General features: G+C 68.9%; 14 protein-coding genes and 1 tRNA gene. 5 read left to right on the top strand and 10 right to left on the bottom strand.

The genetic code is table 11. The features are described from left to right. Positions 1-453, top strand: a 453-nt coding sequence (locus ACOMG5_RS07215; RefSeq protein ID WP_420343117.1) for an AAA family ATPase, incomplete at its 5' end; no start/stop codon positions are given. Positions 454-458: 5 nt separating this feature from the next. On the opposite strand, the gene ACOMG5_RS07210 is transcribed toward ACOMG5_RS07215, so the two are convergent. The 5 genes from ACOMG5_RS07210 to ACOMG5_RS07190 form a co-directional block, all read right to left on the bottom strand. Next, positions 459-532 (bottom strand) — tRNA-Gly (locus ACOMG5_RS07210). A 59-nt stretch (positions 533-591) separates the two neighbouring features. Continuing rightward, the gene (locus ACOMG5_RS07205) at positions 592-1,068 is read right to left on the bottom strand and encodes a DUF2948 family protein (protein ID WP_420343116.1); all 477 of its coding nucleotides are present in this window, start codon (positions 1,066-1,068) and stop codon (positions 592-594) included. A gap of 15 nt (positions 1,069-1,083) precedes the next feature. After that, positions 1,084-2,352, bottom strand: coding sequence for a UDP-N-acetylglucosamine 1-carboxyvinyltransferase (gene murA / locus ACOMG5_RS07200; RefSeq protein WP_420343115.1), 1,269 nt, complete (start codon positions 2,350-2,352; stop codon positions 1,084-1,086). Next, positions 2,353-2,517 carry a hypothetical protein gene (locus tag ACOMG5_RS07195; protein WP_420343114.1) on the bottom strand — a complete coding sequence of 55 codons (165 nt, stop codon included), beginning with the start codon at positions 2,515-2,517 and terminating at the stop codon, positions 2,353-2,355. It lies immediately after the preceding gene. Positions 2,518-2,566: 49 nt separating this feature from the next. Beyond that, positions 2,567-4,783 (bottom strand): adenosylcobalamin-dependent ribonucleoside-diphosphate reductase, encoded by a 2,217-nt coding sequence (locus tag ACOMG5_RS07190; RefSeq protein ID WP_420343113.1) that lies wholly within the window; start codon positions 4,781-4,783, stop codon positions 2,567-2,569. A gap of 121 nt (positions 4,784-4,904) precedes the next feature. Between ACOMG5_RS07190 and ACOMG5_RS07185 the strand changes: the two genes are divergently transcribed. After that, complete coding sequence (locus tag ACOMG5_RS07185; RefSeq protein WP_420343112.1) at positions 4,905-5,318, top strand: DUF1489 family protein; 414 nt, start codon at positions 4,905-4,907, stop codon at positions 5,316-5,318. 449 nt (positions 5,319-5,767) lie between these two features. On the opposite strand, the gene ACOMG5_RS07180 is transcribed toward ACOMG5_RS07185, so the two are convergent. Together ACOMG5_RS07180 and ACOMG5_RS07175 are read right to left on the bottom strand one after the other, a co-directional pair. After that, a complete protein-coding gene (locus tag ACOMG5_RS07180; protein WP_420343111.1) occupies positions 5,768-6,565 on the bottom strand; it encodes an SseB family protein in 798 nt (265 codons plus the stop codon). After that, positions 6,562-7,152: a uracil-DNA glycosylase family protein gene (locus ACOMG5_RS07175; protein ID WP_420343110.1), complete on the bottom strand. Its 591-nt coding sequence runs from the start codon at positions 7,150-7,152 to the stop codon at positions 6,562-6,564. Before ACOMG5_RS07175 ends, ACOMG5_RS07180 begins: the two co-directional genes overlap by 4 nt. A 127-nt stretch (positions 7,153-7,279) precedes the next feature. On the opposite strand from ACOMG5_RS07175, the gene ACOMG5_RS07170 reads away from it, so the two are divergent. Genes ACOMG5_RS07170 through kdsA form a run of 3 tightly spaced genes read left to right on the top strand, consistent with a single transcriptional unit; the run spans position 7,280 to position 10,386 of the window. Continuing rightward, the gene (locus ACOMG5_RS07170; protein ID WP_420343109.1) at positions 7,280-7,942 is read left to right on the top strand and encodes an ABC transporter ATP-binding protein; all 663 of its coding nucleotides are present in this window, start codon (positions 7,280-7,282) and stop codon (positions 7,940-7,942) included. Beyond that, positions 7,926-9,530, top strand: coding sequence for a capsule biosynthesis protein (locus ACOMG5_RS07165; protein ID WP_420343108.1), 1,605 nt, complete (start codon positions 7,926-7,928; stop codon positions 9,528-9,530). Before ACOMG5_RS07170 ends, ACOMG5_RS07165 begins: the two co-directional genes overlap by 17 nt. A gap of 22 nt (positions 9,531-9,552) precedes the next feature. Next, positions 9,553-10,386: a 3-deoxy-8-phosphooctulonate synthase gene (gene kdsA, locus ACOMG5_RS07160; RefSeq protein WP_420343107.1), complete on the top strand. Its 834-nt coding sequence runs from the start codon at positions 9,553-9,555 to the stop codon at positions 10,384-10,386. 171 nt (positions 10,387-10,557) lie between these two features. Here the strand turns inward: kdsA and ACOMG5_RS07155 are convergent, their stop codons facing one another. The 3 genes from ACOMG5_RS07155 to ACOMG5_RS07145 all read right to left on the bottom strand — a co-directional run bounded on the left by ACOMG5_RS07155 (position 10,558) and on the right by ACOMG5_RS07145 (position 12,597). After that, on the bottom strand, positions 10,558-10,743 hold the full coding sequence (locus tag ACOMG5_RS07155) for a hypothetical protein (protein ID WP_420343106.1): 186 nt from the start codon (positions 10,741-10,743) through the stop codon (positions 10,558-10,560). Between the two features lie 61 nt (positions 10,744-10,804). Then, positions 10,805-11,308: a L,D-transpeptidase family protein gene (locus ACOMG5_RS07150; RefSeq protein WP_420343105.1), complete on the bottom strand. Its 504-nt coding sequence runs from the start codon at positions 11,306-11,308 to the stop codon at positions 10,805-10,807. 65 nt (positions 11,309-11,373) lie between these two features. Further along, a complete protein-coding gene (locus ACOMG5_RS07145; RefSeq protein ID WP_420343104.1) occupies positions 11,374-12,597 on the bottom strand; it encodes a class I SAM-dependent RNA methyltransferase in 1,224 nt (407 codons plus the stop codon). Positions 12,598-12,607: the final 10 nt, after the last annotated feature.

The raw sequence follows: 12,607 nt of genomic DNA, 5'->3' as shown, positions 1-12,607 counted from the left end.
CAGGAGCTCGACCGGATGGAGTTCCATATCTACGAGACCGGCGAGACGATTCGCGCCCGGCAGCGGCCGGTGGTGATCATCACCTCCAACAACGAGAAGGAGCTGCCCGATGCCTTCCTGCGGCGCTGCTTCTTCCACTACATCAAGTTCCCCGATGCCGAGACCCTGGCCGCGATCGTGCGGGTGCATTTCCCGGGGATCCGCGAGGCGCTGCTGGCCACGGCGCTGACCCGCTTCTACGAGATCCGCGAGACGCCGGGGCTGAAGAAGAAGCCCTCCACTTCCGAGGTGCTGGACTGGCTGAAGCTGCTGCTGGCCGAGGATCTGGCGCCGGAGGACCTGAAGGCGGATGGCGCCAACCTGCTGCCGAAGCTGCATGGCGCGCTGCTGAAGAACGAACAGGATGTGCATCTGTTCGAGCGGCTGGCCTTCATGGCCCGGCGTCAGCGATAGGGGATTGGAGCGGGTAGCGGGAATCGAACCCGCGCATTCAGCTTGGGAAGCTGACAGGCTGCCATTACATCATACCCGCCTTGCCCGGCGTTCTAGCCTGCGCGGTGGCGCGCTGCAACCGGAATCGACGCAGCCGCCTCAGGCCGGATGCGAGGGCGCCGCCCCCGACACCGCGCGGTAGGGGCGGCTGACATCGCGCAGATCGACCGACAGGCATTCTGCCTGCACCGCGATCGCGCCATCGCCCGCCAGAACCAGCTGCAGCTCCCCGGTGCCATCGGCGCCCGGGGTCCAGGTCAGGTCGATCAGAGAGATCACCGTGTCGCGGTCGTGCCGGTCGATCCCCTGCGAGGCGACGCGGGTCACATCGGAGACGACGAGCAGCGCCCGCACCCGCTCATAGGGGCGCTTGTCGCGCTCGGCGGCGGCGCGGTCCTCCCAGCGGAAGCGGTTGATCAGGAAGGCGAGGCGGCGCGATTTCGGCTCCCAGGCGATGTCGCCCACGGTCAGGACCGCGTCCTGCGCCAGTGCCGCGATCACCGACAGGTCCTCCGGCGTCTGCGCGCGCAGCGTCAGCGGCTGCTCGCCCCCGTCCTCGAACCGTGCATCCGTCATGCCGCCTCCCCGGGGCTACTCGCCCGTTATGCGCTCGATCTGCGCGCCCACCGCGCGCAGCTTTTCCTCGACCCGCTCATAGCCGCGATCGAGGTGATACACCCGGCTGACGATGGTCTCGCCCTCCGCCGCCAGCCCCGCCAAAATCAGCGAGACCGAGGCGCGCAGGTCCGTCGCCATCACCCGCGCCCCCTTCAGCCGCTCCACGCCATGCACGGTGGCATGGCCGCCATGAACCTCGATCTGCGCGCCCATCCGCACCAGCTCCGGCGCATGCATGAAGCGGTTCTCGAAGATCTTTTCCTCCAGCACCGAGGTTCCATCGGCCGTGCACAGCAGCGCCATGATCTGCGCCTGCAGGTCGGTCGGGAAGCCGGGGAAGGGCTCCGTCACCACATCCACCGCTCGGATCCGGCCGTTCTTGCGGCGCACCTTCAGGCCGGTCGCGGTTTCCTCCACCGCGATCCCGGCGGCATCGAGCTTCTCGGCGAAGCTCTCCACCAGCTCCAGCCGCCCGCCGAGGCATTCCACCTCGCCGCCGCAGATGGCCGGGGCCAGCATATAGGTGCCGAGCTCGATCCGGTCGGTCACCACCGGGTGGGTCGCGCCGTGGAGCCGGTCCACACCCTGGATCTCGATCTCGGAGGTGCCTTCGCCCGCGATCTGGGCGCCCATCTTGCGCAGGCAGCGCGCCAGATCCACGATCTCCGGCTCGCGCGCGGCATTGCGCAGCACCGAAGTGCCCTTCGCGAGCGATGCCGCCATCAGGAAGTTCTCGGTCGCGCCGACGGAGGCAAAGCGCATTTCATGCACCGCGCCCTTCAGCCCTCCCGGCGCCTTCGCATGCAGATAGCCCTCGCGCAGCTCGATCTCCGCCCCGAGTGCGGCCAGCGCATCCACATGGATATCCATCGGCCGCGCCCCGATCGCACAGCCCCCCGGCAGCGACACCACCGCATGGCCGAGCCGCGCCAGCAGCGGCCCGAGCACCAGGTTCGAGGCCCGCATCTTGCGCACGATGTCATAATCGGCGACCGGGTTGATCTCGCTGTGCGAGGACATCGCCAGCACCTTGCCGTCCTGCAGCGAGGACACTTCTGCGCCGAGCGAGGCCAGCAGCTGCGTCATCGTGCGGATGTCGCTCAGCCGCGGCGCATTGGTGAGCGTCAGCGGCTCATCCGAGAGCAGCGTTGCCGGCATCAGCGCGAGGCAGGCGTTCTTGGCGCCGGCAATCGGAATCTGGCCGTTCAGCGGCCCGTTGCCGCGCACGAGAATGGAATCCATCTACCCGTCCTCTTGCCCCTCATTGTCCCCGGCGGCCCGTCCGCGCGCCTGCGCCTTGCGCTTTTGCAGGTTCGCCCTGAGCGCCGCGCGCAGCCGCTCCTCGCGGGTGTTTTCCGCGGGTTTCGGCGTGCCCTTCCGGGGGGTGTCGGGGGTGTTTTCTGTCATCGGCCCTCTCTACCGTGGCGCACCCACCCTGTCGAGGCCAAGCGGGGCCTCATCCGCATTCGGAAAAGCCGCATTCGGGGCAGACGAGACAGCCCTCGCCGCGCTGCACCGCATAGGATCCGCACGAGGGGCAGGCCTCGGGCACGGGGCCACCCGCCGGCGCGGCCGGGTCGCTTTTCAGCCCGAGCCCCTCGCCCGGGATGAAGCCGATCTCGATCAGGTGGCGCTCGATCACACCGCCGATCGCGGCGAGGATCGAGGGGATGTATTTGCCCTCGATCCAGGCGCCGCCGCGCGGATCGAAGACCGCCTTCAGCTCCTCCACCACGAAGCTCACATCGCCGCCGCGGCGGAACACCGCCGAAATCATCCGCGTCAGCGCCACCGTCCAGGCGAAATGCTCCATGTTTTTCGAGTTGATGAACACCTCAAAAGGCCGGCGCCCATCCGCGACGATATCGTTCACGGTAATGTAGATCGCATGTTCCGATCCGGGCCATTTCAGCTTGTAGGTGGTGCCCTCCAGCGCCTGCGGCCGCGCGATCGGCTCGGTCAGGCCCGCCGGCGCGGCCGGGGCCACGGAAAGCACCGATCCCGTCACCGCATTCGGCCGGTAGGTGGTGCAGCCCTTGCAGCCGCTTTCCCAGGCGGCGAGGTACACGTCCTTGAACGCGGCGAAGGAGATGTCTTCGGGCAGGTTGATCGTTTTCGATATGGAGCTGTCCACCCATGTCTGCGCCGCGGCCTGCATGCGCACATGGTCCGCGGGCGCGAGCCCCTGCGCATCCACGAACCATTCGGGCAGCGGGGCATCGCCCTTCAGCGCGCGCCATTGCGCCACGGCATAATCCGTCACCTCCTCCTCGCTGCGGCTGCCGTCCTTTTGCAGCACCTTGCGGCGGTAGCTCCAGGCGAACACCGGCTCGATCCCGGAGGAGACATTCCCGGCATAGAGCGAGATCGTCCCGGTGGGCGCGATGGAGGTCAGCAGCGCGTTGCGGATGCCGTGGCGGCGGATCTGCTCGCGGATATCGTCATCCATCCGCTGCATCGTGCCGGAGGCGAGATAGGCCTCGGCATCGAACAGCGGAAACGGCCCCTTCTCCTGCGCCAATTGCACCGAGGCCTGGTAGGCGGCGCGGGCGATCCGGTGCAGCCAGTGCTCCGTGATGCGCGCCGCTTCCTCCGCGCCATAGCGCAGCCCCAGCATCAGCAGCGCATCCGCGAGCCCCGTTACACCGAGCCCGATCCGCCGCTTCGCGCGTGCCTCCGCCGCCTGCTGCGGCAGCGGGAAGCGCGAGGCGTCGATGGTGTTGTCCATCATCCGCACCGCCACCGCCACCAGATCGTCGAGCGCCTCCAGGTCCAGCGCAGCCTCCGCCGTGAACGGCGCGCGCACCAGCCGCGCGAGGTTCACGGAGCCGAGCAGGCAGGCGCCGTAGGGCGGCAGCGGCTGCTCGCCGCAGGGGTTGGTGGCGGCGATGCTCTCCACATAATGCAGGTTGTTCATCGCATTGATCCGGTCGATGAAGATCACACCCGGTTCCGCATAGTCGTAGGTCGCGCGCATGATCCGGTCCCACAGCGCGCGGGCGGGCAGGCTGCGCACCACCTCTCCGCCGAAGCGCAGCGCCCAGGGCGCATCGGCCGCGACCGCAGCCATGAACGCGTCCGTCACCAGCACCGAGAGGTTGAACATCCGCAGCCGGTTCGGGTCCTGCTTCGCGGTGATGAACGCCTCGATGTCGGGGTGGTCGCAGCGCAGCGTGGCCATCATCGCGCCGCGCCGCGCGCCCGCAGACATGATCGTGCGGCACATCGCGTCCCACACATCCATGAAGCTCAGCGGCCCGGAGGCATCCGCGCCGAGCGAACTGACCAGCGCGCCCTTCGGCCGGATCGTGCTGAAATCATAGCCGATGCCGCCGCCCTGCTGCATGGTCAGCGCGGCCTCCTTCAGCGCCTGGAAGATGCCCTCCATGCTGTCGGGGATCGTGCCCATGACGAAGCAGTTGAACAGCGTCACCGCGCGGCCCGTGCCTGCGCCCGCCAGGATCCGCCCCGCGGGCAGGAAGCGGAAATCCTCCAGCGCGGCGTAGAATTTGGGCTCCCATTGCTCCGGGGCCGTCTCCTGCGCCGCCAGCGCGCGGGCCACGCGGCGCCAGCTGTCTTCCACGCTCTGGTCGACGGGGGTGCCATCGGCCTGTTTCAGGCGGTACTTCATATCCCAGATCTGCTGGGCGATGGGGGCGGCAAAGCGGGTCATCGGATCCTCCGGCATGCGGGAAGGCCAGATATGGTGGGGCAGTATGCGCAATACCACCATAGCGCGGCTTTGACGGAAAACCAGCGTTGCGGCGCGGCGGGCGCGGGCGTATCCATGGGGCATGATTCACATCGTCAAACTCTGCGTCGGCGCCGAGCGCGTCGAGGATCTGCTGGAGTGGCAGGCCCACACCTATGGCGAGGGGCCGGCCCGCCATGTCACGCGGATGTGGCCGAAGCGCACCGAGGAGGTGCTCGACGGCGGGTCGCTCTACTGGGTGTTCAAGGGCGTGATTCTGGCGCGCCAGCGGATCATCGGGCTCGAGGAGGTGATCGGGGCCGATGGCATCGCGCGCTGCGCGATCGTGCTCGACCGCGAGGTGGTGCGCACCGAAGCCGTGCCGCGCCGCCCGTTCCAGGGCTGGCGCTATCTCGCGGCCGCGGATGCGCCGGCCGATCTGCGCGCCGGGCGCGACCGCGAGGACCCGCTGCCGCGCGAACTGCAGGCGGCGCTCTCCGAAATCGGCCTGCGCTGAGGCCGGGGCGGGGCAGAGCTTCGGCCGGGCCCGTATCTGGACCCGGGCCTAGGAAACTATGCCGACAAGGCGGGCGAACACGCGCGACGGGCCGACGGATCTGATGCTGTTCAGGGGCAGGAGCGCGGAGGCCGGGGGCGCTGCATCGCGCTGGCGCGGCCCCCTGGCACGGGGGCGGCGGGCCCATCCGCGCATGGCGGAGAAACTGGAGGGGCATGCACGGCGGGCGGGTGCCATCCGGGCCATGAGGATTCCCGCGCCGGAGGCGGGGCCGACAAGCCCTGCCGCCGTGACCTCTCTCCCCATGTGCAGGATCAGCCCTGGCGCTCTGCCCGGTGAAGTGCCCGCGTGTTTCCCCGAGGCGCAGCCTTGGGTGCCGCTGGTGCTGCCGCCCGAAGGGGTTGCTCAGGCCGTCACGGGCAAGGCCCTCGCCGCGCGGCGGCGCCTTGTCAGCGCAGCACCGGCGGCTTGTCCGGGTCCATTCCGGGGCCGACATGGACATGCTGGGCGGTATCTTCCTCCACCTCGGGCAGATGCAGCACCAGCGCCTTTTCAAGCAGAACCTGCGCCGCCGGATCTTCCTCGGAGAGGAAGGTCACATCCAGCTCTCCCGCCTCCAGCCCGGAGAAGGTCAGCGCCTCATGCATGGCCTTGGCGATGCCTGCGCGCGCGGGTTCGGGCGTGCCGAGGAAGGCCAGCACATGGCCGCGCCGGCCGCCCTCATAGGTGACACCGCCCAGCAGCGCATGCGAGGCAAGCCCCGCCAGCTGATCGAACTTCGCCGTGAAGGCCGGCAGCAGCAGCGCCAGTACCGCGGGCGGCAGCGCCGGCGCATCGAACCCGAGCGGGCGCGCCTCGGCCGCAACCGGGGTGTGGGTCAGGGTATGGGTCAGCCATTCCAGCGCCTCGGGCGGGAGCAGCATGGCGCTGTCGGCCACGCCGAGGTTGATGCCCAGCCCGATATTCTCGCCCGCCAGATGCTGCGCAATCACCCGGCCCGGCAGCGCGGCATAGGGCGCGGGGCCCTCGCCGAAGGCCGCCAGCCGCTCCTCGAGATCGAAAGCCAGGACGAAATCGCCCTCCTCGGTCTCGAACACCTGGGGGATGATGTCGTTGTCGGCATCGGGCTCGTGCTCCAGCAGCAGGAACAGCTCCGCATCGGCCAGCCGGTCATAGACCGCAAGGCGCAGCGCCTCGTTCTCGGGGTCGGCGTCCATCGCGGCATGGGCGCGGTCATATGGGGTCATGTCACCTCCTTCACCCGGGCGCGGAGCGCGGGCAGCAGCTCCTGCGCAAACCACGGGTTGCGTTTCAGCCATGCCGTATTGCGCCAGGACGGATGTGGCAAGGGAAACACGCGGGGCGCATGGCCGCGCCAGCCCGCCACCGCCTGGGTGACATTGCGCGTGCCCAGGTGCCAGCGCTGCGCGGCGCCCCCGACCAGCAGCGTGAGATCGAACGGCCCGAGCGCGGCCAGCACCCGCGCCCGCCAGGTGGCGGCGCAGAGCGGCGGCGGCGGCAGGTCTGCGCCCTTCGCATCATAGCCCGGAAAGCAGAAGGCCATCGGCACGATCGCCACCCGGGTACGGTCGTAGAATACATCGGCGCCGACGCCCATCCAGTCGCGCAGCCGGTCGCCCGAGGGGTCGGTGAAGGGCCGCCCGGAGGCATGGACCCGCGCGCCGGGCGCCTGGCCCACGATGAGCAGCCGCGCCCCCGCGCCGAACCACACCACCGGCCGCGGCGCATGCCCGGTTGCGGTGGCGGCGAAGCGCGCCGCGCAGAGGCGACAGCCGGTGATTTCGGCGCCGAGGTCCGCCGCGGTTTCGCTCATGCGTTGCATTCCATCTGGCGCATTCGCCTGTGCTCTCTATAGTCGTGCGGATTTGGACATAATGATGCCGGACTGAAATCGTAAGCCCGGCAAGCGGGGTCAGTGCAGGGGCGGAGCGCAGCGGATCGTGTCGCGGGGAATCGAGTTCGTCAATGTCAGCAAGTCCTTCTGGACGGGCAAGCAGCGCAAGGTGATCCTGGACCGCGCCAGCTTCCGGGTGGAACTGGGCCATTCGCTGGGCATTCTCGCACCGAACGGCACCGGCAAGACCACGATCATCAACATGATGGCCGGGCTGGAAAAGCCCGACGAGGGCGAGATCCGCAAGAGCTGCCGCGTATCGTTCCCGCTGGGCTTCATGGGCGGGGTGGTGCCGCGCCATTCCGCGCGCGAAAATGCCCGCTACATCGCCCGCCTCTACGGGCTGGATCCGGATTATGTGGAGGCCTTCTGCCGCTGGCTCTGCGACCTGCAGGAATATTTCGACATGCCGGTGGGCACCTTCAGCGCCGGGATGCGGGCGCGGTTCACCTTCGCGTTGCTGCTGGCGCTGGAATTCGATGTCTATCTGATCGACGAGGGCATGCCCTCGACCACCGATGTGGCCTTCAACCGCCGCGCCGGGCAGATCCTGTACGAGCGCCTGCAGGAGGCCACGGTGGTCGTCGTCTCGCACCAGGCGGCGACGCTGGAGAAATTCTGCCGCTCGGCGGCCGTGCTGCGCGACGGGCAGCTGACCATGTTCGACACTCTGGAAGAAGCGAAGCGGATGTATGACTACAGCGCCTAAGGCCACCCGTTACCGCATCCGCAAGCTGACCGACGCCGAGGCGCCCCGGGCCGAGGATGGCTTCGACCCGGAGCTGTTTGCCCCGGTGCCGCCGGAGGCCCCGCCCGCGCCTGAGGGTCCGTCCGCGCCCGAGGGCCCGGCCGCGCCGGAGGCCGCCGAGACGCCGACCGGCTGGCAGCTGCGCCTCGCGCGGCGGATCGCGCGCAAGCACGGGATCGAGGTGCTGAGCGACCAGGAGGCGGTGACCGAGCTGCGCGCCCGCGGCATCGACCCGTTCGACCGCTCCGCGCTGCTGTCGTTCGAGATCACGCCCGCCGAGGAGCCCGTGCCCGCGCCGGGCGGGCCGCTGGCGCGGATCGGGGCCAGGATGCGCGCGCAACTGCCGCAATCCCCGCCGATCGTGCCGCCGCCGGCTGCGCCCCTCACCGGGGCCGGGCGGGCCGCGGAGATCATGCGCATGCAGCGCGACATCGCCCGGCGCCGGCGGCGCAAGATGGCGCTGCTGGGCGCGCGGCTGGCGCTGTTCGTGCTGCTGCCGACGCTGATCGCGGGGGGGTACTTCTTTGCCATTGCGACGCCGATGTACGCGACCGATTCGGAATTCGTGATCCAGAAGGCCGATGGCATGGTCGCTGGCGCGGGGGGCCTTGGCGGGCTGTTTGCCGGCACGCAACTGGCCACCAACCAGGATTCGATCACCGTGCAGAGCTATCTGCAATCGCGCGATGCGATGCAGCGGCTGGACCGGGAGCACGGCTTCAAGGCGCATTTCCAGCAGCCGCAGATCGACCGTCTGCAGCGCCTGCCGGCCGATGCCTCCAACGAGGCCGCGTTCAAGCTGTATCAGGACCGGGTGAAGATCGGCTACGATCCTTCGGAAGGGGTGATCCGGATGGAGGTGGTGGCGGCGGACCCGGGCGCCTCCATGGCCTTTTCGCAGGCGCTGATCTCCTATGCCGAGGAGCAGGTGGACCGGCTGACGGCGCGGCTGCGCGAGGACCAGATGCGCGGCGCCCGCGAGAGCTATGAGGATGCCGAGGCGAAGGTGCTTGCCGCGCAGGAAAAGGTGCTGGCGCTGCAGCAGAAGGTGGGGGTGCTCGATCCGGTGAGCGAGAATGCCCTGCAGATGGAGCAGATCGCCACGCTGCAGACCCAGCTGCAGGCGCGGCAGCTGGACCTGGGCCAGCTGCTCGATAACCCGAGCCCGAATCCTTCGCGGGTGCTGGGCGCGCGCGGCGATATCGAGCGGCTGCAGCAAACCATCGCCGATCTGCGCGGGCAGCTGACGAAACCGGCTGCGGGAAGCGCCTCGCTTGCCGCGGTGACCGGGCAGCTGCGGATCGCGGAGGCGGATCTCGAGACCCGGCAGGCGCTTCTGGCCGCCGCCGCGCAGCAGATGGAGGCCGCGCGGATCGAGGCCAACAGGCAGGTGCGCTATCTCGAGACCGGCGTGCGCCCGATCGCGCCCGACGAGCCGACCTATCCACGCGCTTTCGAGGATACGCTGCTGGCCTTTCTGATCTTTGCCGGGATATATCTCATGCTGTCGCTGACGGCCTCCATCCTGCGCGAGCAGGTCTCCAGCTGAGGCCTCGAAAGAGGAGAGCGTGATGAAGAATGTCCGGATCGGCGGTCTGACCGTCGGCAATGACCAGCCGTTGGCGCTGATCGCGGGGCCGTGCCAGCTGGAAACGCTCGATCATGCGCTGATGATCGCCGAAACGCTGGCTGCGGCCTGCGCGAAGGCCGGCACGCAATTCGTGTTCAAGGCCAGCTACGACAAGGCCAACCGCACCAGCCTGAAGGGGCGCCGCGGCGTCGGCATGGAGGCGGGGCTGCGCATGCTGGAAGAGGTGCGCGCACGCTTCGGCTGCCCGGTGCTGACCGATGTGCACGATATCGAGCAGGCGCGGGCCGCGGCGGCGGTGGTCGATGTGATCCAGATCCCGGCCTTCCTGTGCCGCCAGACCGACCTGCTGATCGCGGCGGGCGAAACCGGCTGCGTGGTGAACGTGAAGAAGGGCCAGTTCCTCGCGCCTTGGGACATGCCCAATGTGGCCGACAAGGTCGCCTCCACCGGCAACGAGAACATCCTGCTGACCGAACGCGGCGCGAGCTTTGGCTACAACACGCTGGTGGCCGATATGCGCTCGCTGCCGATCATGATGCAGACGGGGTATCCGGTGATCATGGATGCCACCCATTCGGTGCAGCAGCCGGGCGGGCAGGGCGGCTCTTCGGGCGGGCAGCGCGAATTCGCGCCGCTGATGGCGCGCACGGCGGTGAGCATGGGGATTGCGGGCGTATTCATCGAGACCCATCAGGACCCGGACCATGCGCCTTCGGACGGGCCCAATATGGTGCGGCTGGAGCAGATGCCCGCGCTGATCGATACGCTGATGGCCTTCGACCGGCTGGCGAAGGCCGATCCGTTCCGGCTGTAATGCAAGACGCGCGCCCTGAGGGGCGCGCGCGCTTCGGATCAGAAGATCCCGGTCAGATACAGCAGAATGATCACGAAGATCGGCACGCCGAGCAGCCAGGCGATGATACCCTTCATGGTGTGACCCCTCCTTCGGTCGGAGAGGAAACGCGGGCTGGGCGGGCGGGTTCCGTCAGCGGACGTCGCGGGCGTGGTCGTAGGCCGGGCCGAAGCAGGCCTTGAATTCCGATGTGCCCTCGGCCAGGCCCTGCGCCTGACAGGCGGCGGTGGCCTGACGGGTATAAAGCTCGTCCAGAGGCTCGCCGCCGCCGCAGCCTGCAAGGGTGAGCGCCAGCGCCAGGGCAGCAGCATATTTCATCGGGACCTCCGTTGGTTCTGCGCGAGGATAGGGGCGGGCGGCGGGGGCCGCAATCCGCGCCTTACGGGAAGATCCAGATCGGCGTGCCGACCGTGATCATCTTGTAGATATCCTCGATCTCCTCGTCGGTGACGGCGATGCAGCCCGCGGTCCAGTCTTTGCCGCGGCCGCGGTCCTTGCCTGCGCGGCCGTGGATGAAGATATCGCCGCCCGGCTTGCGGTTGTTGGCCTGGGCATAGGCCACGTCCTGCGGGTTCGGATAGGAGATCCCGACCGAGAGGTGATAGGCCGAGCGCGGGTTGTGCCGGTCGATGAAATAGAGGCCTTCCGGCGTCTTGCCATCGCCCTCGAAGCGCTTCTTGCCATGCGGATTGCCGCCGAGCGCGACGTCATATTCCTTGATCACCGTGTTGCCGGAGATCAGATACATCTTCCGGCGGGACTTGTAGACTTGGACCTGGGTGATCTTCGGACCGGTATAGGGCAGGAAGCGCGCCGAATCCCCGCCGCAGGATGCGAGGAGGGTAAGGCCCGACAGCCCTGCCAGAAGGGTGCGTCGCTGCATGATTTGCCTGTGTTCACTGCTCGTTTTTTCGCATCCTAGCAGATGCGCTTATCTGAGCGAACCCACTAATACCGGATGAACAGCGCTGCAAGCTCGACATGATCGGACCAGCGGAACTGATCGACGACGATCATCCGGTCGATGCGGAAGCCGGCTTCGGCGAGAATCTGTGCGTCGCGCGCAAAAGTTAGGGGATTGCAGGAGACATGTGCGACGGTGCGCAGCTCGGAGGCGGCGATTTCGCGGATCTGGGCCTCGGCGCCGGCGCGGGGCGGGTCGATCACGATGGCGTCATAACGGTTCAGCTCATCGGGCAGGAGCGGGCGGCGGAACAGGTCGCGCGTCTCGTGGGTGACGCGCTTCAGCCCCTGCGATTCGCGCCAGCCGCGATCGAGCGCGGCGAGCATCGTGGCTTCGCCCTCCACCGCATGGACCTCGGCCCCGGCCGCGAGCGGCAGCGCGAAGGTGCCGCAGCCCGCGAACAGATCGGCCACCCGCGCCGCATCGCCCACCGCCGCGCGCACGAAGCCCACGAGCGCCGCCTCGCCTTCGGCCGTGGCCTGCAGGAAGGCGCCGGGGGGCGGGGTGACGCGGGCGCGGCCGAAGCTCTGCCGCGCGGGGCGGCGTGCGGCGATGGTCTCGCTGCCCCAGCTCAGCCGCGCGAGGTCGTGGCGGTGCGCGAGCCCGGCCAGCGCCTCGAACAGCGCCGCGTCGATCTCCTTGCCGCCCTTCGCCGCCACTTCGACGCCCGCTTCGGAAAGGGTGAGGGCGAAGCCGATCTCGCCCTTGCGCGAGGCGCCGAGCGCCGCGGCCTCATTGAGCGCGGGCAGCGCCGCCATCAGCTCCGGGCGCAGGATCAGGCAGCCCGGCACCTCCACCACCGTATCCGAGGCGCGGGCGTGAAAGCCCACCAGCGTGCCCTTCTTCGTGCGCCGGCCGGAGAAGGTGGCCCGGCGGCGCGATTGCAACGGCGAGGTCTCCACCGCCGTGATCTGTGCCGTAATCCCCCGCCCGGCGAGCGCGCTGCGCACCACTTCGGCCTTCCAGCCCGCCACGAAACCGTCGGAGGCATGCTGCAGCAGGCAGCCGCCGCAGGCGCGGTAATGCGGGCAGGGCGGCTTCACCCGCTCCGGCGAGGGCGTGATGATCCGCGGCTGGGCGATCCGGCCGTCGATGATCTCGCCCTCCACCACCTCGCCCGGCAGCGCCATGGCGACATGCACACTGCCAGTGGCGGTGCGGGCCACGCCGTCGGCATGGAGCGAAAGGCGGTCGATGGTCAGGGTCATGGGCGGGCTC

Source organism: Paenirhodobacter sp., assembly GCF_041916475.1.
In the GTDB taxonomy this organism is placed as follows: Bacteria; Pseudomonadota; Alphaproteobacteria; order Rhodobacterales; family Rhodobacteraceae; genus Rhodobacter.
The sequence above is the reverse complement of the archived record's forward strand: the minus strand, read 5'-3'. Positions and strand labels throughout refer to the sequence as shown.